This window comes from Vreelandella aquamarina, from assembly GCF_020075495.1.
Lineage (GTDB): Bacteria > Pseudomonadota > Gammaproteobacteria > Pseudomonadales > Halomonadaceae > Vreelandella > Vreelandella aquamarina_A.
Window position 1 is genome coordinate 199,591 of sequence record NZ_JABYQT010000002.1, and the last position, 23,170, is coordinate 222,760.

Consider the following 23,170-nt stretch of genomic DNA (forward strand, 5'->3'; position numbering starts at 1 on the left):
TGTTCTCCTGCAAAAAAGCCCTCCTTCGGGTTATCATGCGCGCACTTATTGAGCGATGCGATGGGCCGAGGTGTTGCACCCGCGAAAGCCCCGAAGGCCTTCACCCATCGGCGACAGTAATCGATAACTGACATGGATCATTGAGAGGCAACATGGCTAACTATTCTACCAACGAATTCAAGGGCGGTCTGAAAGTAATGCTCGACGGCGACCCCTGTTCGATCGTCGAAAACGAGCTGGTCAAGCCAGGCAAGGGCCAGGCGTTCAACCGTGTGAAACTTCGCAACCTGATGACCGGACGTGTCGGTGAGCGCACCTTCAAGTCCGGTGACTCGCTGGAAGGCGCCGACGTCATGGACCTGGAGATGGAGTATCTCTATACCGACGGTGACATGTGGCACTTCATGAAGACCGACGGCTCCTTCGAGCAGTACGCGGTCGAGAAGAAAGCCCTTGGCGAGACGGAAAAATGGCTCAAGGAACAGGTGCCGTATACCCTGACCCTGTGGAACGACAAGGCGATCTCCGTGACCCCGCCCAACTTCATCGAACTGGAAGTGGTGGAAACCGACCCGGGCCTGAAAGGCGATACCGCTCAGGGCGGCTCCAAGCCCGCCACGCTTTCATCGGGTGCGGTGGTGCGTGTGCCCTTGTTCATCAATCAGGGCGAAGTGTTGAAAATCGATACCCGCTCCGGCGAGTACGTGTCCCGCGCCTGATTGCCACCGATGAATGGGTGCGTGGTCTTATGTCGACTACGCACTCAGTGACGGGTGTACTACCTTATTGCCACGCATTTGCGTGGCTTTTATTTTGTCCAAGGAGCGGTGATGGCCATTGAGTGGCGACCCAAGGCAGACATGGCAACGCTGCGCGAGCGCGCCCGCCTGCTTGCCAGCGTGCGGGCGTTTTTCGCCGCACGTGATGTGATGGAAGTAGAAACCCCGGTGCTGGGGCAGGGCGGCAGCACCGATGTGCATCTGGTCTCGCTTGCCACTCAGGCCCGTACCGACAAGGGGCAGCGTCGGCTATGGCTGCAGACCTCGCCGGAGTTTCACATGAAGCGACTGCTGGCGGCGGGCAGCGGGCCTATCTTCCAGCTTGCTCGAAGCTTTCGTGATGGTGAAGTGGGGTCGCGTCACAATATCGAGTTCACCATGCTCGAGTGGTACCGGCCAGGCTTCACACTGGCCGAGTTGATCGATGAAACGACCGCTCTGGTGGCAACGCTTATACCGTCACCTGCAAGGCAGGTCGTCACCTACCGCTACCGGGAGCTGTTCCACACCCATCTGGCGATGGACCCCTTTACCCTGTCGCTTGAGAAACTGCGCGGACTAGCGGCCGAGCGCGGCCAGATGGCCGCCGGCGCGCTCGACAAGGAGAGCCGCGACACCTGTCTGGATCTATTGATGAGCATGGTGATCGAGCCTACCCTTGGCCGGGGCGAGCTGAGCGTGGTGATGGATTATCCTGCCAGCCAGGCGGCACTGGCGCGCCGGCACCAGGACAGCGACGGCGAATGGGTAGCCTCACGCTTCGAGCTATACCTGGAAGGTGTGGAACTTGCCAACGGCTACCATGAGCTGACCGATGCTGTAGAGCAGCGTGCACGCTTCGAGCAGGATAACCTCGAGCGCCGCCGGCTGGGGCTTGTGGAAGTGGATATCGACGAGCGCCTGTTGGCCGCGCTCGAATTCGGCATGCCGGAAGGGGCGGGGGTAGCGCTGGGCATCGACCGGCTGATCCAGCAGGCGCTGGGAAAGGCGCGCCTGGAAGACGTGCTGGCGTTTGCCACGCCGGACTGCTGAAGCCCCTCAGGCATTCAGGCGCTTGAGCAGAAAGACCAGCGGCACCGTGACGATGTAGATCAGCCCCAGCCAGGTAAAGATATCATTGAAGGCAAGGACCTGGGCCTGCTGGGCCACTCTCTGAGCCAGTAGGCCCACAGCGGCGTGGTAGGCATCCGGCACCGTGCCGCTGAGCATGGCTTCGTACCGGGCGATCTCGGAAACGACCACCTCGCGGCCAGTGTCGATGGCCGGGATCAGCTGGTTCCAGTGAAAGTCCTCGCGAATATCGCGCACTGTATCAAGAAGCGCCAGTCCCATGGCGCCGCCCAGGTTACGCATCACGTTGAACAGCCCGCTGGCGTTACCCACTTCGCTTTGCGGCAGGGTGCCGAGTGCGATGCGCGAGGCGGGGATGATGCACATGATCAGCCCCACGCCGCGCACGATCTGCGGCACGCAGAACTGCCAGAAGCCGGACTGCACGGTGAGATTGGCGTTCATCATGGTGCCCGCACCGACCAGCAAAAAGCCGAAGAACAGCAGCAAGCGCAGGTCCAGATGGTTGGTGGCCTTGCCCACCAGCGGTGCGCAAAAGAACATCGTCAGGCCCGTCACGAACATCACCTGGCCGATCTGAAGGCTCGAATACCCCCGCACGTAGCCAAAGAACAGCGGCATGATGTAGACCAGCCCGTAAAGCGCGATGCCGATGATGAATCCCATCCCGGCGCCGATGGCGAAGTTGCGGTTGGCGAAAGCGCGCAGGTCGACGATGGGATGGTCGCTTCTCAGGGTACGAACGAAAAACCAGACACCGGTCGCCAGGCAAAGGAGGCTGAACAGCACGATCTCGCGGCTGGCGAACCAGTCCTCTCCCGGGCCTTCCTCGAGCACGAACTCGAGCGAACCGAGAAACAGCGCAATCAGCGCAAGTCCCAGCACGTCCAGCCTGCGCGCGAGCGTCCGATCACCCTTGTCGATGTCCAGAAAGTTCCAGGCCGCCCAGCACACCAGAATGCCGGGAATCACGTTGGCCAGAAACAGCCAGTGCCAGCTCTGGGTTTCGGTGATGTAGCCGCCCACCGTCGGGCCGACCGATGGCGCCATGGTGACCACCATGCCGATCACCGCCTGCACGCTGCCCATCACCCGACGCGGAAAGATCGAGAAGCTGATCGCCTGGGTGATCGGAATCATCGCCCCGCCCATGAAGCCCTGAATGGCGCGCAGCACGATGAGCTGCTCGATGGAACCCGCCAGCGCGCAGCCAAGGCTTGCCAATGTGAAGCCGGCGCAGGAGAGCGTGAACGCCACCCGCGTCGAGAGAATGCGCATCAGCATCCCGGACAGCGGGATCATCACGATCTCGGCAATCAGGTAGGAGGTCTGCACCCAGGAAATCTGATCCTCGCTGGCGGACAGCCCGGACTGGATCTCGTTGAGCGAGCTTGCCACGATCTGGATATCCAGAATCGCCATGAACATGCCGAACACCGCGGCGATAAAACCAATGCGTTGGGGCCAGGGCGGCATCTCGCTGGGGCCTATGGCGGGGGCGGCGGCTCCGCTCATGAGTCGTGCTGCTCCTGCGGTAGGAGCGAGCTGGTCACGCGGGATGTCGGCGCCTCCGTTCTCGGTTCAAGCTCGCGGGTATCGATTTCGGGGATTACCGAAAGTCCGGCGCGCAAAAGGCCCAGCGACTCGATAGGGCCTGTCACTCGGATCTTGACTGGCACGCGCTGCACGATCTTGTTGAAGTTGCCGGTGGCGTTGTCCTGGGGAAGCAGGCTGAACTCGGTGCCGGTGGCTGGCGACAGGCTTTCGACGATGCCGTCAAAGGTAATATTCGGGTAGGCGTCCAGGTGGACGGCCACCGGCTGGCCGAGGCGGATGCGCTCGAGCTGGGTCTCCTTGAAATTGGCGATCACAAAAGCTGATTCGAGCGGCACCAGCTGCAAGAGTGTCAGCGACGGCTGGGCCAGCGTGCCGGGTTCGACGCGCAGGTTGCCGACCACCCCGTCGCGGGGGGCGCTGATCAAGGTCTTGTCCAGCTGGTGGCGGGCATAGTCAAGATCGGCGCGGGCGGCGTCCTGGTTGGCCTCGGCGCGGGCCACGTCGCTTTGTGCCACGGCCAGCTGGCGCTGGGCCGAGATGACTGCCGCACGACGGCTGGCCAGATTGGCTTCGGCCACCCGCAGCGCGCTCTGGTCGTCTTCCCGCTGCTGGCGCGAGCCGTAGTTGTTGGCCGCAAGCGAGGAAGAGCGTTCCAGGTGTGCCCGTGCCTGGCTCACTTCCGCCTGGGCGGCATCCACTTGGGTAGCCGCCTGATCAATTGCCGCCTGCTGCAGTTCCACCTGGCGATGGGCCTGTGCAATGAAGGCGGCCGCTACCGCCTGCTGGGCTTCTGCCTGGGCAACCTGATCGCGGTAGCTTGCCTCATCTAGACGCAATAACGGCTCGCCGCGCTTGACCGCCTGGTTGTCATCCACCATGACCTCGACGACGCGTGCGGAAAGCTCGGCGCGAATGGCGACGCTGTCGGTGCGCACATAGGCGTTGTCCGTCTCTTCGATGAAGCGCCCTACCTGCCACCAGCCCACGCTCCACCAGGCCAGCGCGGCCAGGGCGATGACCATTACCAGCATCACTGCCAGCTTGCGGACTGGCGCAGGGCCTTTGCGCTTTTCACGAAACGCCTCGTTCTGAACCTGCTTGCCCTCTGATGGCATGGCGACACCTCACGCTTGGCATGTTGGCGGACTGACCGCCGGAAAGGAAGCTGCATAGTGTAATGAATGCTACACTACATGGCTACTTTGTTAGCACGCTAGCGGCAAGATGAGATCATGCAGCATGGGCTGGATGCCTGTAGGTTGATAAACCGGTTTGAAGAGGTGAATGAATGTCTTGCTCAACGTCTGCTGTTGAACAGTCTGAGAACGCGATGCGTACCACGCGTGGCGAGGCGCGCCGTGAACGCCTGCTCGAGGCGGCCCGGGATGTGTTTCTGGAGCAGGGCTACGCCGGGGCCAGCGTAAGCGACATAGTGGCCCGGGCGGGCGGGTCGCTGGCTACGCTCTACAAGCAGTTCGGCAGCAAGGAAAAGCTCTTTACCGCGGCCATGGAACGCCACATTGCCACCGCCTGGGCGGTGCTGGAGGAGGGCAGGCGTGACCGTCAGGCCCCGGAGCAGGTGCTATATGAAATGGGACGGCGCATGCTGATGCTGGTCTTCGACCCCGGCGTGATACGGCTCGTGCGCGGGCTGGCGTTCGAGGCCGAGCGGGCGCCCGAGCTTGGTGAGCTGTTCCTGAGCCGCGGACCCGACCATACCCGAGAGGCACTGGCCCATTACCTGGCCGACCAGGTCGCTCGCGGTCAGCTGCGGCTCGATGACCCGCGGGAGGCGGCCGGCATGTTCATGGGCATGCTGCTGGGCGAGTGGCATATCAATGCCTTGCTTGGGCGACGCCTGCAGATCGATGAGGCGCAGTGCAACGCCCGAGCGCGTCGCTGTGTGGCGATCTTTCTGGCCGGCGCGACGCCCTTGTCAGACTGACGCCGGAGGCCTGATGGGCTGGTGGGCAAAGTCGCCCAGCGTCTGACCCATGCTGACCATCGTTTCCGGCGCGTAGTCCTCGAACGTGACCGGGTTGGCAAAGCACATCACCACGGTAGAGCCGAGCTTGAACAGGCCCATCTCTTCACCGCGCTCGAGGGTGATCGGGTCACTAAAGCGGGTGCGCTGGGGCACGCCGGCCAGGGGCGTGACCTGGCCCGACCAGACCGTTTCAATGGCGGCAACGACCATGGCACCCACCAGCACCATGGCGAAGGGGCCCTGGGGCGAGTCGAAGATGCACACCAGGCGCTCGTTGCGGGCAAACAGGTCGGGGACGTAGCTGGCGGTGGCCTTGTTGACCGAAAAGATGCGCCCCGGCACGTAGATCATTTCGCGCAGCGTGCCGGTCATGGGCATGTGCACTCGGTGATAGTCCCGCGGTGACAGGTAGACCGTGGCGAAGCTACCCCGGGAGAACTCGGCGGCAAGCGCGGCGTCGCCGCCCAGCAGAGCCTGGGTCGAATAACGATGTCCCTTGGCCTGGATCAATTCGTTCTGCTCGATGGCACCATGGCGCGAGAGCGAACCGTCCGTCGGGCTGAGAAGGCCCTCGCCAAGTGGGCGGGCGTCGGGTTTCAGCGCGCGGGTGAAGAACGCGTTGAAGTTTCTGTACGCGGTGGGGTCGGGCTCCAGCGCCTGGCGCATGTCCACGTTGAAGCGCTTGATGAATACCTTGATCAGCGCATTCTTGAGCCATGACACTTCGCTGCGCGCGAAATAACCGGTCAGGCGTGAAATCGCATGATGAGGCAGCGGGTACTGAATCAATGAAAAGATTTTTTGAGATAGCGTCACGTCAATGTCTTTTGCAGTAGTAAGCCCGGGTAGGGGAAATCATTTTTCGATAGGTGTGTCGTCGCGGTTACCCCATTCCCCCCAGGAGCCTGCGTAACCGCGGATATTGAAGCCGAGCGCCTTGCCCACGAGCCAGGTAAAGCTGCTGCGGTGGTGGCTCTGGCAGTGGGTAGCCACTTCCATGTCCGGCGTCAGGCCCATGGCTTGAAGCTCGGTGATCAGTTCGGCGTAATCGCGGATGCGCAGGGCCCGATTTCTGTCCATGGCGTTGACCCAATCCATGTTCACCGCGCCGGGAATATGCCCAAGGTGCTTGTTGTTGCCTTTCTCGCCGTCGTACTCGCCCTTTGAACGGGCGTCCCAGACCGCGAACTGCCGGTCCCCAAGCTTCTCCTTGATTTCTTCACAGGTGATCAACGCGTGAGGATTGAGGATCTCGGCATGATAGTTGCTGGGGGTGGGAGTCGTCTGCTCGGTGCTCTCATCGAGCCCGTCAGCGCGCCAGGCGTGGATGCCGCCGTTCAGGTAGGAGTAGCGAGTATGGCCGATCAGTTCGAGCGTCCATAGAAGCCGCGCCGCCCAGCCACCGCCTTCGTCATCATAGGCCACCACGTGGGTGTCGCGGGTAAGCCCCAGCGCGCTGAACAGCCGGGAAAGAAACTCGACATCGGGCACATCGTTAGGCACCGGGCCTTCGCCGCGCATCAGGTAGCGAAAATCCAGGTAGACTGCGCCCGGCACGTGGCCCTGGCGGTAGCTGTCCGGATTCACCGGCACATCAATGACTAGAAGCTCCGGAGCCTCCAGGTGATTCTTGAGCTGCTCTGGCTCAACGATCAGCGGCAGCAGGTTCGATTCCGACGAGGGGTGCGCAGTGCTCATGGGCAGCTCCTTTGACAATCAGGCGTCCAGGCTATCGAGAATGCGTCGATAGCTGGCAAAACGTTCTGGGTGAATCTTGCCTGTCTCCACCGCTTCAAGTAAAGCGCAGCCCGGCTCTTCCCGGTGGCGGCAGTCGCGAAAGCGGCAGTGGCCAAGAAAGGGCCGAAATTCGATGAACCCGTCGGTCACGTCCTGCTCGGTCAGGTGAATCAGGCCGAACTCGCGAATGCCGGGGGAGTCGATCAACTCGCCGTCGGTCACTTCATCCTGGCTCATGGTGTAGAGCCGGGCGGTGGTCGTGGTATGTGTACCCTTGCGCGAATCCTCGGAAAGGGCGCCGATACGTAGCGACTCGCCGGGCAGCAGCAGGTCGATCAAGGATGACTTGCCCACGCCGCTCTGGCCCACGAATACCGAGGTGCGGCCTTCAAGCTGGGACCGCAGAGCGTCAAGCCCAGCTTCATTGGCCGTGGTGGTACGCACCACGGGATAACCCAGCGCCCGGTAGCGTTCCAGAAGCTCGCCAAGCTCGCCGCCGTCTTCCGGCAGCAGGTCGGTCTTGTTGAGTACCAGTATGGGGGCAATGCCGGTGGCTTCGGCGGCCACCAGGTAGCGGTCGATCAGGTTGGGGTGCGGCGCGGGTTCAACGGCAAACACGATCAGGATCTGATCGATATTGGCGGCCACGGGCTTGAGCTGTCCACGAGCGTCCGGACGCTTGAGGACAGTGTCGCGCTCTTCTCGCGCCACTACCACGCCGGAGCCTTCCTGGCCCGCCCGCCAGATGACCCGGTCGCCGGTCACCATGCCGTCCAGATTGGCGCGCAGATGGCAACGCACCGGGTCACCCTCGGCATTGCGTACCTCAAGCGTGCGCCCGAAGTGCGCCATGACCCGGCCGGGCTGTTCGGCGCCGTATTCACCGGCAGCCAGCTTCTCGGCATCGCGCACATCGCGCTTTTCAGCGCGGCTTGCCCGCTCTGCCTGGACTTTGTTTACTCGCCACTGCTGCTGGCGACTCAATTTACGTTTGCTCATGACCACCCGATGCTCGGTACAATGGCAACAGTGTACCTGTTAACGAACGCCGGGTAACTCGACCTGGCGCGATTATGGAGAAAAGCATGAGTAATGGTAGCGAGCCGCGCAGCGATCTGCTGGTCTGGATCGATCTGGAAATGACCGGTCTTGACCCTGATAAAGAGCGCATCATCGAAGTGGCGACTCTGATCACCGATGCGGATCTGAACGTGGTAGCCGAAGGCCCGGTGATTGCCGTGAAGCAGCCAGATAGCCTGCTGGCCGGCATGGATGAGTGGAACCAGAGGACGCACGGTGAGTCCGGGCTGGTGGCGCGAGTCAAGGCAAGCCAGGTGGAAACCGCGGCGGCCGAGCAGCAGACGCTGGATTTTCTGCGTCAGTACGTCGTGGCTGGCTCCTCGCCCATGTGCGGCAACAGCATCCACCAGGACCGTCGCTTTCTCGAGCGCGAAATGCCCGCGCTCTGGAGCTTCTTCCATTACCGTAATCTGGATGTTTCAAGCGTCAAGGAGCTTGCCAAGCGCTGGAATCCGGGCGCCCTGGCCGGTTTCAGCAAGCGCAACGTGCATCTGGCGATGGACGACATCAAGGAGTCGATTGCCGAGCTTGCCCATTATCGCAACACGTTCCTGCGCGTAGCGGGCGAGCAGGACGAAGAGGAGTAACGCTCCGATCAGGAAGCGTCAGTGGCAATGCGAACGCCACGCTTGTGGCGCTGCTCATTCAGCGCCCAGGCCACGTGCTCGCGCACAAGCGGGCTAGGGTAGGCGCGGCGCGCCCAGAGCGCCGCCTCTACCGCCTCGCTCCAGGGTGCGTTGCCCAGGCCCACGGCCAGGTTTCTCAGCCAGCGCTCATAGCCAATGCGCCGGATCGGGCTGCCAGCGGTCTTGTCCAGAAACTCTTCTTCGCCCCAGGCAAACAGGCTGATGAGCGAGGCGCGGTCCAGGTCGTGGCGGGGGGCGAAATCCTGCTCGGGGCTTAACCGAGTAAAGCGCGTGAACGGGCAGACCAGCTGGCAGTCATCGCAGCCGTATACCCGGTTACCCATGGCGCGGCGAAATTCCACCGGGATGGCGCCATGAAGCTCGATGGTCAGATAGGAAATGCACTTGCGCGAATCAACCACCTTGTCATCCACGATGGCACCGGTGGGGCACGCCGTGCGGCAGGCACTGCAGCTTCCGCAGTGTTCCTGCTCGAAGGGCGGGTCGACGGGCAAAGGCAGGTCGGTGTAAAGCTCGCCCAGAAAGAACAGCGAACCCGCCTTGGGGTTGAGCAGCATGGCGTTCTTGCCGAACCAGCCAAGGCCTGCCTTCTGTGCCAGGGCGCGCTCCATCACCGGGGCGGAGTCCACGAAGGCGCGGTAACCGAACGTGCCGACTTCCTGCTCTATCTGCCTGGCAAGCTGGGCCAGGCGCTTGCGCATCAGTTTGTGGTAGTCGCGACCCAGCGCATAGCGCGACACATAGGCGTTGCCGGGCTGGCCCAGCACCTTGGTGGTTTCCACCTCCGGTGGCAGGTAATCCATGCGAACGCTGATCACTCGCTGCGTGCCGGGCTCAAGCTCCGCCGGCCGGGTGCGCTTGGTGCCATGCTTGGCCATGAAGCCCATCTCACCGTGATAGCCGTTCTCCAGCCAGGCTGCCAGATGCTTCTCGTGAGATTCCAATCGGGTATCGGTAATACCCACCTGCTGAAAGCCCAGCTCGCGGCCCCAGATCTTTACCAGGTCGGCCAGGCGAGCCAGCTCATCATGGGTCATGGCGTGGCGAGAATGTGCAGAAGCAGGGGAACTGGGCATTATCAATCTACGGTCGAGCGTTTGGCACGCTATGCTAACGCATTGGCAGCCCCCACAACATGCAAAGGAGAGATCGTGTTCACCTTAAGTGCTTCCACGCTACGCCCGCTGTTCAAGGCCGAGCAGGTACGGGAACTGGACCGTCGCACCATCGCCGGTGGTATCGAGGGGTTTGCCCTGATGCAGCGGGCTGCCTCCAGCGCCTGGCATAGCTTTCGGGCGCGCTGGCCCCAGGCGCGCAGTATCACGGTGATATGCGGCAGCGGCAACAACGGCGGCGACGGCCATGTACTGGCCGCACTTGCCATTCAGTCCGGGCTCAAGGTGCAGCGTGTTTCGCTCAAGGCACTGGGCGAGCTCAAGGGTGACGCGGCCCGTGCAGCGGAGCTTGCCACCTCCGCTGGGGTAAGTTGCGAGCAGTGGCACGCAGGATGCGTGTTTACCGGCGACGTCATCGTCGACGCCCTGCTGGGCACGGGAGTGCGCGATGAGGTGACCGGGCCTGCCCGCCAGGCGATTGGTGCGATCAATGCGGCCCGCCAGCCTGTGCTGGCGATCGATATTCCCTCGGGGCTGGCCGCCGACACCGGTGCGGTGCTGGGCGAAGCGGTCCAGGCCGATGGCACGGTGACGTTCATCGGCGACAAGATCGGCCTGCATACCGGCGAGGCGCCGGCCCATACCGGTGAGATCGACTTTCGCCCGCTGGGCGTCAAGGCGGACGCTTTTTTCGATATTCCGCCTTTCGCCTGGCGCCTTGATGAGGCCTGGCTTGGAGACGCGTTTGCATCCCGCCCACGTACCAGTCACAAGGGGGACATGGGCCACGTGCTGGTGCTTGGCGGCGCACCCGGCTTTGGCGGCGCGGCGCTGCTGGCGTCCCAGACGGCGGCGCGCCTGGGGGCTGGCAAGATCAGTCTGGCGACGGCGCCTGAGCATATCACGGCGAGCCTTATGCGCTGCCCTGAGGTCATGGCGCACGGCGTGCGCGGTGTGGCGGACCTCGATCAGTTGCCCCAGAGGGCCGATGTGCTGGTGGTAGGGCCTGGCACGGGGCAGGGCGCCTGGGGGCAGGCAGTACTTCAGCATGCGCTTGCCGCCAAGGCGCCACTGGTGGTGGATGCCGATGCACTCAATCTGCTGGCCAGCCACTGGCCCGACGAGCGGCGCGACAACTGGATATTGACGCCGCATCCTGGCGAGGCCGCGCGTCTTCTGGGCTGCTCGACCGCCGAGGTTCAGGCGGACCGGCCTGCCGCAGCGCGCGCCTTGCAGAAGGCTCGCGGTGGCGTGGTGATTCTCAAGGGCGCAGGCAGTCTAGTGGCAAGCGTGGCCGGTCTTGGGGTATGTCCGTATGGCAATCCGGGCATGGCCAGCGGCGGTATGGGCGATGTGCTCAGCGGCATGCTGGGTGCTCTGGTGGCCCAACGTGGCGAGGTGGAGCAGAGCGCCTGCCTGGGAGTGCTGGTGCATGCACTGGCCGCTGATCGGGCGGCAAGGGATGCAGGAGAACGTGGCTTGCTGGCAAGCGATCTGGCATCCTATGCGCGAGAATTGGTCAACCCGTAAAGGCAGCCCGCATGCAGGTGCAATTGGATAGTGAAGAGGCGCAAGTCGCCTTTGGTGAAGCGCTGGGACGCGCATTGCAGGGGCGTGGGCGCGTTTACCTGGAAGGTGATCTAGGCGCTGGCAAGACGACCTTGACGCGCGGTATCTTGCGCGCCTACGGCCACGAAGGGGCGGTCAAGAGCCCTACCTACACGCTGGTCGAGCCCTACGAGCTCGGGCAGCAGCGTATCTATCATCTGGATCTTTACCGTCTGGCAGATCCCGAAGAGCTCGAATTCATTGGTGGGCGCGAGGTGCTGTCCGACGAGGCGGTGTGCATCATCGAGTGGCCAAGCCGGGGCGAAGGCTGGCTGCCCGCCCCGGATCTTCGTCTTTCGCTCGCGGTGGCCGAGGTGGGGCGCCGGCTGACGCTCAGCGCCGAAAGCCAGCAGGGCGAGCATATTCTCCAGGCGCTTGACGCTAGCGTTTCTCCTTGTCAGCCACAGGACGGTGCCCGCCATGCCGAGTAAATACCTGGCTCGCCTATTGATGCCGGGGCTGGTCGCGCTGCTGGCCGGTATTTCATCAGCCCACGCCGCCACGGTTGAAAGCATGCGACTTTGGGCAGCGCCGGATCACGCACGGCTGGTATTCGACCTTTCCGGGGCTGTCAATGCCAACGTCTTTTCGTTGGCAAATCCGGATCGACTGGTTATCGATCTTGATGAAAGCCGCCTGGATACCGATGCTTCCACGCTGCCTCTCGAGGGCAGCGCGATCGAAGCCGTGCGCACCGGAACGCGTGATGGCGGTGGGCTGCGTGTGGTGCTGGAACTTAACCGCTCGATCGAGCCGCGCCATTTTGTGCTGCCGCCCAATGACAAGTATGGCCATCGCCTGGTGGTGGACCTTGAATATCCGGGCGAAAGTGCGGTCGAAAATCCCATCGACCCCATCGAGGCGATGATTCGCGACCAGGAAATGCTGGCCCAGCGCAATAACGCTCAGGCCCAGGCTCAGGCCCAGGTGCCGGGCAGCGAAGCCTCACCTGCAGCGCCTGCGCCTGTTGAAGTGCAACCTGCCCAACCTCACCCTCAGCGCGACATCATCATCGCGATCGATGCCGGTCATGGCGGCGAGGATCCCGGCGCCATCGGCCCCGGTGGCACACGCGAGAAGGATGTGGTGCTGGATATTGCCCGCAAGCTGGCGTCGGATGTCAATGGGACGCCGGGCTTCAAGGCTGTACTGACCCGTGATGGTGATTATTACCTAGGGTTGCGTCAGCGTACCCAGCTGGCCCGCGAGCAGAAGGCCGACTTTTTCGTCTCGATCCACGCCGATGCCTTTAACAGTCCACGGCCCGAAGGCAGCTCGGTCTTTGCCCTGTCCCAGCGTGGCGCGACCTCTGAAACGGCACAGTGGCTGGCCGACAGCGAGAATCGGTCGGATCTGATCGGCGGCGTGGACGGGAGTCTTTCGCTACGCGACAAGGATCAGGTGCTGCGTGGTGTGCTGCTTGATCTGACCATGACGGCTACGCTCAATGATTCACTTTCCATCGGTGGACAGGTACTCGATCAGTTGGGGCAGATCAATCGCCTGCACAAATCTCGGGTCGAGCAGGCGGGATTCATGGTGCTGAAATCGCCGGACATTCCTTCGCTGCTGATCGAAACGGGCTTCATTTCCAACCCAGGCGAAGAGCGCCGCTTGCGTGATCCGGTTCATCAGCAAGGGCTTGCCCGCGCTATTTTCAGCGGTATTCGTTCACACTTCGAGCGCAACCCGCCGCCGGCCAGCCGACTTGCCTGGCAGCGTGACCATCAGCGTCAGCCCACGGGCAACGAGTATCGTATTCAGTCCGGCGATACGCTTTCCTCGATTGCGGTTCGCCACGGTGTGCCGGTAGGCCAGTTGCGTCAGGTGAATGACCTGAACGGCGATGTCATTCGCGTTGGTCAAGTCTTGCGTATTCCCAGCTCTTGAGGTGCCTGTGTCCGAGTTGTCGTCCTCACCGCGTATTCATGTGCTCGACCCGCGCCTGGCCAACCAGATTGCGGCCGGGGAGGTGGTCGAGCGCCCTTCATCAGTCACCAAGGAGCTGATCGAGAACGCCATCGATGCAGGCAGCCAGCGTATCGACGTGGAGATCGAGCAGGGCGGTGCGCGGCTTATCAAGGTGCGCGATGATGGCATCGGCATTGGCGAGGAAGACCTGCCGCTGGCGCTGGCGCGCCATGCCACCAGCAAGATCGAGAGCCTGGAGGACCTGGAAGGCGTCAGTTCGCTGGGTTTTCGTGGCGAGGCGCTGGCCTCGATCAGTTCGGTATCGCGCCTGGAGCTGGTTTCCAACGCCGAAGACGACCCGCGTGGCGGTTGGCGTGTGGTGGCCGAAGGGCGAGGAATGGAGGCGAGGGTGACACCGGCCCCGCACCCGCGTGGCACCAGCGTGGCGGTACGTGACCTGTTCTTCAATACGCCAGCGCGGCGCAAGTTCCTGCGCACCGAAAAGACCGAGTTTGCCCACGTGGAAGAGGCGTTCCGGCGCCAGGCACTGTCGCGCTACGACATTACCTGGGTGCTGCGCCACAATCAGAAAGTGGTGCACCAGCTGCCTTCCGGGCACTCTGCGGCTGCCCAGGAGCGGCGCATTGCTGCGCTGCTGGGCAAGAACTTCATCGAGCATGCACGCTATATCGAACGCGAAGCGGGCGGGCTGCGCCTGAGTGGCTGGGTGGGGTTGCCTACCCATTCACGCTCCCAGGCAGATCAGCAGTACTTTTTCGTCAACGGCCGTGTAGTGCGTGACCGGCTGGTGGCCCACGCGGTTCGCCAGGCTTATCGCGACGTGCTGTACAACGGCCGCCATCCGGTATTCGTGCTTTATTTGACGCTGGACCCGGACGTGGTGGATGTCAACGTGCATCCTACCAAGCACGAAGTGCGCTTTCGTGACGGCCGTATGGTGCATGACTTTCTCTACTCCAGCCTGCATCACTGTCTGGCAACGTCCAAGCCTGCCGAAAGCGATGCACCGGAGGAGGCTGAGGCCGCCCAACCTTTGAGTGCGTCCTCTGCCGAGCCTGTGGCGAGCGAAGAAGCGACTGCCAGTTCGCCAGAATCTGGTAAAGAGTCTGGCAAATGGCAGCAGCAGGGCATGGCACTGGCGCCACCGCAGGCGCCCGCTCGCCACCCGGGGGCAGAAAAGGTGCGTCGCTTCATGCAGGGCTATCAGGCGCTGCATCCGGGACATGAAGAGACACTGCTGACGCCGCAGGCGCCAGGGACATGGGCGGGGGAAGCATCAACCGCCAACCAGGTGCGCGAGGCGCCGCTTGCCATGCCGGAGAGTGACCCCGCCAGTGCGCCCCCGCTGGGCTTTGCGCTGGGGCAACTGCACGGCATTTACATTCTGGCCCAGAATGCCCATGGGCTGGTGTTGGTGGATATGCATGCGGCTCACGAGCGCATCGTATATGAGCGCATGAAGGAGCAGCTGGCGGCAAGCGGCATCGATACGCAGCCGCTGCTGGTGCCGGTCTCGCTGGCCGCCAGCCGGGCGGAGGTGGCCACTGCCGAGAGCGAGCAGGCGGCGATTTCCAAGCTTGGCATAGAGCTGGATATCGCCGGGCCGGAAACGCTTCTGGTGCGCCAGTTGCCTGCGCTGCTTGCCCAGGCCGACCCCGAGGCGCTGGTGCGTGAAATGCTCGAGGAACTGGCCCGCTTCGGACGCACCCATCAGGTGGAAGCACGAATCCATGAGCTGCTCTCTACCATGGCTTGTCACGGCAGTGTGCGCGCCAACCGGCGCCTGACCGTGGCCGAGATGAACGCGCTGCTGCGCGACATGGAGCGCACCGAACGTAGCGACCAGTGTAACCATGGGCGACCCACCTGGACCCAGATGAGCATGAAAGCGCTGGACAAGCTGTTCCTGCGCGGTCAGTAGTGATCTACCTCTTTTTTCAAGCATGGCGGAGTTTGCCACCCTATGGCTGATACGCGCCCCTGGGCGATTTTTCTGATGGGCCCGACTGCGGCCGGCAAGACCGATACGGCCATCGCGCTTCATGAGCGGCTGGGCCACGAGCTGATCAGTGTGGATTCCGCCATGGTCTATCGTGACATGGATATCGGCAGTGCCAAGCCCAGCGCAGCGGAGCTTGCCCGCGCACCCCATCGACTGATCGATCTGCGCGACCCGGCGCAGCCCTATTCCGCAGCGGATTTTCGTGAGGATGCTCTTTCCGAGATGCGACAAATCAGCGCGGCGGGCAAGGTGCCGCTGCTGGTGGGCGGCACCATGCTGTACTACAAATGCCTGATAGAAGGCGTGGCGAAGATGCCCGCAGCGGACCCCGCCATTCGCGAGCAGCTGGTGGCGAAGCGCGAGGCCGAGGGGCTTGGGGCCTTGCACGAAGCGTTGAAGCAGGTGGATCCGGTATCGGCACGGCGCATTCATCCCAACGACCCCCAGCGCATGATGCGCGCCCTGGAGGTCTATTACTCAAGCGGCAAGCCAATGAGCGAGCTTTGGGCAGAGCAGCAGCCGGAAACCTTTCCCTGGCGGGTGTTGTCGATAGCCCTGTCGCCCGCGGACCGAAGCGTTTTGCATGGTCGCATCGAAAAACGATTCAAGACGATGCTGTCAGAGGGCTTGATAGAGGAAGTGTCCGCCCTCAAAAAGCGTGTTGACCTGCATATTGATCTACCTGCCATGAAAAGCGTCGGCTACCGGCAGGTATGGGAATATCTGGACGGCGATTACGATTACCCTACGCTTGAAGAGCGGGGGGTCATCGCCACTCGTCAGCTTGCCAAGCGTCAGCTGACCTGGCTGAGAAGCTGGAAGAATCTTGTCTGGATCGATTCACAGCAGTCTGACGTGGTGGATAAGACGCTGAAATTCGTGCGTGAAAGCGGTGCTTAGCGTAAGATGGTAGTTTCGTAAGCGAGTGTTTTCGAGCGGCCATGTGACCAGGCCTTTCGGGCAACAGATTGCGGCGTAGTACCAGTAGGGCACGCCATTAATAACCAACCCCAACGACAGTTTTAGGGAGAGCAACATGTCCAAAGGGCAGTCCCTTCAAGACCCATACTTGAATATCTTGCGCAAAGAGCGCATTCCGGTCTCTATCTTTTTGGTGAATGGCATCAAGCTGCAAGGCCAGATCGAATCCTTTGACCAGTTTGTCATTCTGCTACGTAATACCGTCAGTCAGATGGTTTATAAACATGCTATTTCCACGGTGGTGCCGTCGCGCAACGTACGTTTGCCGGCACAAGATCCAGCCGCACCCGATGCGGACATTTGACGCCGCTGGATGAGCAATGGAATCCTCGAGGTATTGATTGTTTTTTGAGCGCCCAGAAGCCGGTGAAACGGCAGTACTTGTTCACGTAGACTTTCACGATGAACAGGCACGTGAAGACCCGGGTGAGTTTCTTGAGCTCGTGCGCTCTGCCGGTGCAGAGCCCGCGACCCTGCTCACCGCCAGTCGTCAGCGCCCGGATTCCCGAACCTTTATCGGTTCGGGCAAGCTGGATGAGCTGCGAGCCATGCTCGCAGCTCATCAGGCTGAACTGGTAATCTTCAATCACAGTTTGAGTCCTTCCCAACAGCGCAACCTTGAGCGTGAGCTCAAATGCCGGGTTCTTGACCGTACCGGTCTGATCCTGGATATCTTTGCGCAGCGGGCACGAACCCATGAAGGTAAGCTGCAGGTCGAGCTTGCCCAGTTAGAATACATGTCTACCCGCCTGGTGCGCGGGTGGACGCACCTTGAACGTCAGAAGGGCGGTATAGGCCTGCGCGGGCCCGGCGAGACCCAGCTGGAAACCGACCGCCGCCTGCTCAGAGGGCGTATCAAGTCCATCAACAAGCGCCTGGACAAGGTGCGCAGCCAGCGTGAACAGAATCGCCGAGCCCGCGCCCGTGCCGAGATTCACAGCGTATCGCTGGTGGGCTATACCAACGCTGGCAAGTCGACGCTGTTCAACGCGTTGACCGATGCCGAGGTCTATGCCGCCGATCAGCTGTTTGCCACGCTGGACCCGACGCTCAGGCGCCTGGAAATCGACGATGTCGGTCCGGTGGTCATGGCGGATACGGTAGGTTTCATCCGCCATCTGCCCCACAAGCTGGTTGAGGCCTTCCAGGCCACGCTGCAGGAAGCCGCCGAAGCGACACTGCTGGTGCATGTCATCGATGCCGCCGACCCGGACCGCGAGCTGAACGTCGGCCAGGTCGAGTACGTGCTCGAGGAGATCGGTGCAGACAGCGTGCCGGTACTCAAGGTCATGAACAAGATCGACAAGCTTGACAGTGCGCCGCGTATCGAGCGCGATGGCCATGGTGTGCCGCAGGTTGTCTGGCTCTCTGCCCAGCAGGGGCAAGGGCTTGAACTGCTTCACCAAGCGCTCACCGAGCGCCTGGCTGACGATGTCATCGGCTTCTCGCTCACGTTGGCCCCCGAGCAGGGCAAGTTGCGTGCTGGGCTGCATGAGCTCAACGCTGTTCGTGAGGAAACGTTTGATGAGCAGGGCCACACGGTGCTGGATGTACGCCTGCCTCGGCGTGACTTCAATCAGCTGATGGCTCAGCTTGGCGAGCGCGCCAATACGTATCTGCCTGAAGCGCTTCGCGAAACGGACGAGTGGTGACAGGCCATTCACCCGGCCGCCCGCGTTTAATCGTGTAACGATGGTAATGACACATCGAGATAGCAATAATTTCAAAAAAGCGCGGGGCATTGCGATGTCGTGCCCCGCGCAGGTGAGCACCTTAGTGGAGACGAAGTATGGCCTGGAATGAGCCTGGTGGTGGCAACCAGCACGACCCCTGGAGTGGTGGTGGCCGACGCGGTGGCAACGACGGTGGAAACCGTGGTGGCAAGGACAGTGGCAACCGCGGGGGAAATGGGGGAAACAATGGAGGCAATAATCAGGGGCCTCCCGACCTAGATGAAGCCCTCAAGAAGTTCCAAGACAAGCTGAATGGCATGCTTGGCGGTGGTGGCAACAAGAGGGGCAGAGGTAACGGCAACCAAAAAGGCGGCGGTGGTGGCAAGCCGCGTAACTCGCTTGCTCTGCCTGGCCTGCTGGTGGTCGTGGCGCTGGCGATCTGGGCCGCTTCCGGTTTCTATCTGGTCGACCAGTCAGAGCGTGGTGTCGTGCTGCGGTTTGGCGAATACCAGGGCATCGTAAATCCCGGCCTGCAGTGGAACCCACCGCTGATCGACGACGTGCGCATGGTCAATGTGACCCGTGTACGCTCCGTCTCCCAGACTCAGTCGATGCTGACCCGCGACGAGAACATCGTCGAAGTGGAAATTTCTGCGCAGTATCAGGTCGCCAACCCGAAGGATTTCGTGCTCAACGTGCGTGACCCGGCGCTTTCCATCGAGAATGCGCTCGATTCCGCCTTGCGCCACGTGGTCGGCGGTACGGACATGATCGATATCCTGACCTCCGGGCGTGAAATCCTGGGCAGCTCGGTCGCCAGCCGTCTGCAGACTTACCTGGACGCCTATGGTGCGGGTATCAATCTACAAACCATCAACATCGAATCTACCTCGGCGCCGGCGCCGGTCATCGATGCCTTCGATGACGTTATCCGCGCTCGCGAAGATCGTCAGCGTACCATCAACGAAGGGATGGCCTACGCCAATGCCATTATCCCGGCTGCTCAGGGTCAGGCGCAACGCGTTGTCGAGCAGGGCCAGGGGTATCGCGAGTCGGTCGTGGCCGAAGCGCAAGGTCAGGCCAACCGCTTCAACGCACTGTTGAGCGAGTACCGCAACGCACCGGAAGTCATGCGTGAGCGCATGTACCTGGATGCCATCGAGGAAGTGTTCGGCAATACGCCCAAGGTACTGCTGGATGCAAGCGAAAATGCGCCAATGATGTACCTGCCGCTTGATCAGATGCGAGGCAACAGTGAGCGCAGCGGCAACACCGTTGGCAACAGCAACACCCGTCGTAATGCCGATGATGAAGAGCTCGACCCGCGCGTTATCGAGAATTTGCGCAGCGGACAAGTCAGCAGCAACTCCTCTTCAGGCAATAGCTCCATCCGCAGGGAGGGCCGGTAAATGGTTAACAATCGATCCCTGCTAATTGTAGGTACCCTGGCGGCCGTTGCATGGCTTGCCAGCAATACGCTGTACGTCGTCGATGAAACCGAGCGCGCGGTCAAGCTGCGCTTTGGTGAGGTAATCGAAGAGAACATTCAGCCAGGGCTGCATGCCAAGATGCCGATCGCGCAGACGGTGCGCAAGTTCGATACGCGCCTGCTGACGCTGGATACCGATACCAGCCGCTATCTGACGCTCGAGCAGAAAGCCGTCATCGTCGACTCCTACGTCAAGTGGCAGGTAGTCAATCCTACCCGCTACTACGAAGCCACGGCGGGCGATGAAATGATGGCCATCCGCCTCATCCAGCCCCGCGTGGACGAGAGCCTGCGTAACGAGTTTGGCCGCTTGAACCTCCAGGAAATCATCGCTGAACGCCGCGATGACCTGATGATCGGGCCGACGGAAGAGCTTGACCAGTTGATGCGTAACGAACTTGGCGTGGCGGTCCGCGATATCCGTATCAAGCGTATCGATCTGCCTGACGACGTTTCCGCCGCCGTATTCGAACGGATGCGCTCGGAGCGTGAGCGTGAAGCGCGTGAGTGGCGTGCCCAGGGCCAGGAAGAGGCCGAGCGGATTCGCGCCAACGCTGATCGCCGTCGTCAAGTGCTCATCGCTCAGGCAAATGAGCGGGCAGAAACGCTGCGCGGTGAAGGTGATGCCGAAGCAGCAGGCATCTTCTCGGCAGCCTACGGCCAGGATCAGGAATTCTTCGCCTTCTGGCGCAGCCTGAATGCCTACCGCGACAGCTTTTCGGGCGATGGCAATCTGCTGGTGCTTGAGCCGGATAGCGACTTCTTCCGCTACCTGCGCAGTGCTTCTCCCGCTGCAGGAGAGGGCGGCGACGAATAAGCCCGCGTAAAAGAGGCAGGGATGAACAGTGCTGGCATGATGCTGGCGGGGTTCATCCCGGTGCCAAACGTGGTAGACTTAATTGAACCGGGCGTTCGCCCGGTTTTTTTGTGGCCCTCATTCAGGATTTATGCATTTATCGCATTCGGGGCCTTCATCGTCTTGCAGGATTGTTGACATGACCATCGCTGACCGCTGGCTGCTGCCCGACGGCATGGATGAGGTGCTGCCACCTCAGGCAAGCCGCATGGAAGAGCTGCGCCGTGCGCTGCTCGACCTCTACCATTGCTGGGGCTACGACCAGGTAATGCCGCCACCGGTGGAGTTTCTGGACTCCTTGCTGACCGGGACCGGTACCGATCTTGACCTTCAGACCTTCAAGCTGACTGACCAGTTGACCGGTCGCATGATGGGCGCCTCGGCGGACGTGACGCCGCAGGTGGCGCGCATGGATGCCCATTCGCTCAAGCGCCAGGGGCCGGTACGGCTTTGCTACTGTACCAACGTGCTGCGTGCCAAGGCCGACCAGCATCAGGGCGGGCGCAGCCCGGTTCAGGTAGGGGTCGAGCTGTTTGGTCATGCAGGCCTTGAGGCCGACAGTGAAATCATTCATCTGGCGCTTTCAAGCCTGAAGGCCGCAGGTGCCGACGAGATACACCTGGCACTTGGCCATATCGGTATCTACCGCAGCCTGGTAGAGGCCGCTGCACTGAGCGATGAGCAGGAGAGTGCCCTGTTCGAAGCGCTGGCGCTGAAATCGCCTGGCCAACTGGCCGAGCAGGTGAGTACCAGCGTGAGCGACCCGGTGTTGGCCGACATGTTCATGGCGCTGGGTGAGCTGCACGGCGATGCCAGCGTACTGGGTCAGGCTCGTGAGCGCTTTGCCGGTGCGCCGGTATCGGTAACCGCCGCACTCGATCAGCTCGATGCGCTCTATCAGGGCATACTGGCGCGCTTTGACGTGTCGCTCTATTTTGACCTTGCCGAGCTACGCGGTTATCAGTATCACACGGGCATGATGTTTGCCGCCTACGTGCCGGGCTACGGCCATGCGCTGGCCAAGGGCGGGCGCTACGATGATACGGGCCGGGCGTTTGGACGCGCCCGTCCTGCCACCGGCTTCTCGATGGACTTGAAGCAGCTGGCATCACTGGCACTGGCATCGCCTGCCCGCGGTGCAATCTGGGCGCCGGCGGCGGAAGATGAGTCTCTCAACGCGGTCATTGTCGCACTGCGAGAGCAGGGAGAACGCGTGATTCAAGCGCTGCCTGGGCAGCGTACTGGGCCGGCGGAGCACGACTGTGACCGCCGTCTTGAGTTTATCGATGGCTGTTGGCAGACAACGGCCCTGACACAAGAGACGAGAGCATAATGGGTAAGAATGTCGTAGTCCTGGGTACCCAATGGGGTGATGAAGGCAAAGGCAAGATCGTCGACCTGCTCACCGAGTCGGCAGCGGCGGTAGTGCGTTTTCAGGGCGGCCACAACGCCGGCCACACGCTGGTGATCGACGGTGAGAAAACCGTTCTTCACCTGATCCCCTCTGGCGTGCTGCGTCCAGGCAAGACCTGCGTAATCGGTAATGGGGTGGTGCTTTCTCCTGAGGCGCTGATCAAGGAGATTCGCGAGCTTGAAGACAAGGGCGTGCCCGTGCGCGAGCGTTTGCGCCTGTCGCCTGCCTGCCCGCTGATCCTGCCGTACCACGTGCGTCTTGATCAGGCGCGTGAAAAAGCCCGCGGTGTTGCCAAGATCGGTACCACCGGTCGCGGTATCGGCCCGGCCTATGAAGACAAGGTAGCCCGCCGGAGCCTGCGCCTGGGTGACATGCTTCACCGCGAGCGCTTTGCTTCCAAGCTGGGTGAGGTGCTGGATTACCACAACTTCGTGCTGGTCAATTACCACGGCGAGTCCGCCGTCGATTTCCAGGAAGTGCTGGATAGCGCCATGCAGATGGCCGACGAGCTGCGCCCGATGGTCAGCGACACGGTCAGCATGGTGCATGACTTGCGCAAGGCCGGTGAAAACATCCTGTTCGAGGGCGCTCAGGGGTCGCTTCTGGATATCGACCATGGCACCTACCCTTATGTGACCAGTTCCAATACGACAGCTGGCGGTACCGCCACCGGGTCGGGCGTAGGTCCGCTCTATCTGGATTATGTGCTGGGGATCACCAAGGCCTACACGACGCGGGTCGGCTCGGGCCCGTTCCCCACCGAGCTGTTCGACGACCACGGTCGTCATCTGGCCGAGCGCGGTCATGAGTTTGGTGCGACCACCGGCCGTCCGCGTCGCTGTGGCTGGTTTGATGCTGTGGCCTTGCGTCACGCGGTACAGATCAACTCGGTCTCTGGCATCTGCCTGACCAAGCTTGACGTCCTCGACGGCCTGGAGAACATCCGCGTATGTGTCGGCTATCGCAGCAAGGATGGCGACGTGCTGGACAACCCGGTCGATTCCGAAGGCTATGAAGCCGTCGAGCCGGTCTACCACGACCTGCCGGGCTGGAAGGAGTCGACGCTGGGCGCCAGAAAGGTCGAAGATTTGCCGGCGAACGCCCGCTCTTACATCAGTTTCCTGGAAGAGCAGGTGGGTACCAGCATCGACATCATCTCAACCGGCCCGGACCGCGTTGAAACCATCGTGCTGCGTAACCCGTTTGAAGGCTAGGAAGGTCTTCGTGGTGTACAGCCGGAGC

General features: G+C 61.9%; 21 protein-coding genes. 15 read left to right on the forward strand and 6 right to left on the reverse strand.

Annotation, left to right across the window (positions count from 1 at the left end; translation table 11 throughout):
* The first annotated feature begins 152 nt into the window (after window positions 1-152).
* Both efp and epmA read left to right on the forward strand, forming a co-directional pair.
* Window positions 153-719 (forward strand): elongation factor P, encoded by a 567-nt coding sequence (efp, locus tag HW452_RS03570; RefSeq protein WP_224104731.1) that lies wholly within the window; start codon window positions 153-155, stop codon window positions 717-719.
* A 111-nt stretch (window positions 720-830) separates the two neighbouring features.
* A complete protein-coding gene (gene epmA / locus HW452_RS03575) occupies window positions 831-1,811 on the forward strand; it encodes an EF-P lysine aminoacylase EpmA (RefSeq protein ID WP_224104732.1) in 981 nt (326 codons plus the stop codon).
* A gap of 6 nt (window positions 1,812-1,817) precedes the next feature.
* Here the strand turns inward: epmA and HW452_RS03580 are convergent, their stop codons facing one another.
* Both HW452_RS03580 and HW452_RS03585 read right to left on the reverse strand, forming a co-directional pair.
* Window positions 1,818-3,365 carry a DHA2 family efflux MFS transporter permease subunit gene (locus HW452_RS03580; RefSeq protein WP_224104733.1) on the reverse strand — a complete coding sequence of 516 codons (1,548 nt, stop codon included), beginning with the start codon at window positions 3,363-3,365 and terminating at the stop codon, window positions 1,818-1,820.
* Window positions 3,362-4,522 carry an HlyD family secretion protein gene (locus tag HW452_RS03585; RefSeq protein ID WP_224104734.1) on the reverse strand — a complete coding sequence of 387 codons (1,161 nt, stop codon included), beginning with the start codon at window positions 4,520-4,522 and terminating at the stop codon, window positions 3,362-3,364. Before HW452_RS03585 ends, HW452_RS03580 begins: the two co-directional genes overlap by 4 nt.
* Window positions 4,523-4,737: 215 nt before the next feature.
* On the opposite strand from HW452_RS03585, the gene HW452_RS03590 reads away from it, so the two are divergent.
* Window positions 4,738-5,352, forward strand: coding sequence for a TetR/AcrR family transcriptional regulator (locus HW452_RS03590; protein ID WP_224104735.1), 615 nt, complete (start codon window positions 4,738-4,740; stop codon window positions 5,350-5,352).
* Here HW452_RS03590 and asd read toward each other — a convergent pair.
* Genes asd through rsgA form a run of 3 tightly spaced genes read right to left on the reverse strand, consistent with a single transcriptional unit; the run spans window position 5,344 to window position 8,130 of the window.
* Window positions 5,344-6,210, reverse strand: a complete 867-nt coding sequence (asd, locus tag HW452_RS03595; RefSeq protein WP_224104736.1) for an archaetidylserine decarboxylase — start codon at window positions 6,208-6,210, stop codon at window positions 5,344-5,346. The genes HW452_RS03590 and asd overlap by 9 nt on opposite strands.
* 39 nt (window positions 6,211-6,249) lie before the next feature.
* Window positions 6,250-7,092 carry a sulfurtransferase gene (locus HW452_RS03600; protein ID WP_224104737.1) on the reverse strand — a complete coding sequence of 281 codons (843 nt, stop codon included), beginning with the start codon at window positions 7,090-7,092 and terminating at the stop codon, window positions 6,250-6,252.
* Between the two features lie 18 nt (window positions 7,093-7,110).
* Window positions 7,111-8,130 carry a small ribosomal subunit biogenesis GTPase RsgA gene (gene rsgA, locus HW452_RS03605; protein ID WP_224104738.1) on the reverse strand — a complete coding sequence of 340 codons (1,020 nt, stop codon included), beginning with the start codon at window positions 8,128-8,130 and terminating at the stop codon, window positions 7,111-7,113.
* Window positions 8,131-8,216: 86 nt separating this feature from the next.
* Between rsgA and orn the strand changes: the two genes are divergently transcribed.
* Window positions 8,217-8,798: an oligoribonuclease gene (gene orn, locus HW452_RS03610; RefSeq protein WP_224104739.1), complete on the forward strand. Its 582-nt coding sequence runs from the start codon at window positions 8,217-8,219 to the stop codon at window positions 8,796-8,798.
* 8 nt (window positions 8,799-8,806) lie between these two features.
* Here orn and queG read toward each other — a convergent pair whose 3' ends face one another.
* Window positions 8,807-9,895 (reverse strand): tRNA epoxyqueuosine(34) reductase QueG, encoded by a 1,089-nt coding sequence (gene queG / locus HW452_RS03615; RefSeq protein ID WP_224105080.1) that lies wholly within the window; start codon window positions 9,893-9,895, stop codon window positions 8,807-8,809.
* 114 nt (window positions 9,896-10,009) lie between these two features.
* Here queG and HW452_RS03620 point away from each other — a divergent pair, with 114 nt between their 5' ends.
* The 11 genes from HW452_RS03620 (at window position 10,010) to HW452_RS03670 (ending at window position 23,142) form a co-directional block, all read left to right on the forward strand.
* On the forward strand, window positions 10,010-11,503 hold the full coding sequence (locus tag HW452_RS03620) for an NAD(P)H-hydrate dehydratase (RefSeq protein WP_224104740.1): 1,494 nt from the start codon (window positions 10,010-10,012) through the stop codon (window positions 11,501-11,503).
* Between the two features lie 11 nt (window positions 11,504-11,514).
* The gene (tsaE, locus tag HW452_RS03625; protein WP_224104741.1) at window positions 11,515-12,012 is read left to right on the forward strand and encodes a tRNA (adenosine(37)-N6)-threonylcarbamoyltransferase complex ATPase subunit type 1 TsaE; all 498 of its coding nucleotides are present in this window, start codon (window positions 11,515-11,517) and stop codon (window positions 12,010-12,012) included.
* A 19-nt stretch (window positions 12,013-12,031) separates the two neighbouring features.
* A complete protein-coding gene (locus tag HW452_RS03630; protein WP_317986318.1) occupies window positions 12,032-13,471 on the forward strand; it encodes an N-acetylmuramoyl-L-alanine amidase in 1,440 nt (479 codons plus the stop codon).
* Between the two features lie 7 nt (window positions 13,472-13,478).
* On the forward strand, window positions 13,479-15,434 hold the full coding sequence (gene mutL / locus HW452_RS03635) for a DNA mismatch repair endonuclease MutL (RefSeq protein ID WP_224104743.1): 1,956 nt from the start codon (window positions 13,479-13,481) through the stop codon (window positions 15,432-15,434).
* Between the two features lie 42 nt (window positions 15,435-15,476).
* A complete protein-coding gene (gene miaA / locus HW452_RS03640; RefSeq protein ID WP_224104744.1) occupies window positions 15,477-16,415 on the forward strand; it encodes a tRNA (adenosine(37)-N6)-dimethylallyltransferase MiaA in 939 nt (312 codons plus the stop codon).
* Window positions 16,416-16,551: 136 nt separating this feature from the next.
* Window positions 16,552-16,800, forward strand: coding sequence for an RNA chaperone Hfq (hfq, locus tag HW452_RS03645; protein WP_009099947.1), 249 nt, complete (start codon window positions 16,552-16,554; stop codon window positions 16,798-16,800).
* A gap of 37 nt (window positions 16,801-16,837) precedes the next feature.
* Entirely contained in the window at window positions 16,838-18,148 is a 1,311-nt protein-coding gene (hflX, locus tag HW452_RS03650) for a ribosome rescue GTPase HflX (protein ID WP_224104745.1), read from the forward strand.
* A 137-nt stretch (window positions 18,149-18,285) separates the two neighbouring features.
* Window positions 18,286-19,578, forward strand: coding sequence for an FtsH protease activity modulator HflK (gene hflK / locus HW452_RS03655; protein ID WP_224104746.1), 1,293 nt, complete (start codon window positions 18,286-18,288; stop codon window positions 19,576-19,578).
* Window positions 19,579-20,475 carry a protease modulator HflC gene (hflC, locus tag HW452_RS03660; RefSeq protein ID WP_224104747.1) on the forward strand — a complete coding sequence of 299 codons (897 nt, stop codon included), beginning with the start codon at window positions 19,579-19,581 and terminating at the stop codon, window positions 20,473-20,475.
* A gap of 178 nt (window positions 20,476-20,653) precedes the next feature.
* Window positions 20,654-21,847, forward strand: a complete 1,194-nt coding sequence (locus HW452_RS03665; protein WP_224104748.1) for an ATP phosphoribosyltransferase regulatory subunit — start codon at window positions 20,654-20,656, stop codon at window positions 21,845-21,847.
* Entirely contained in the window at window positions 21,847-23,142 is a 1,296-nt protein-coding gene (locus HW452_RS03670; RefSeq protein WP_224104749.1) for an adenylosuccinate synthase, read from the forward strand. The genes HW452_RS03665 and HW452_RS03670 overlap by 1 nt, the downstream gene beginning before the upstream one ends.
* Window positions 23,143-23,170 lie beyond the last annotated feature (28 nt).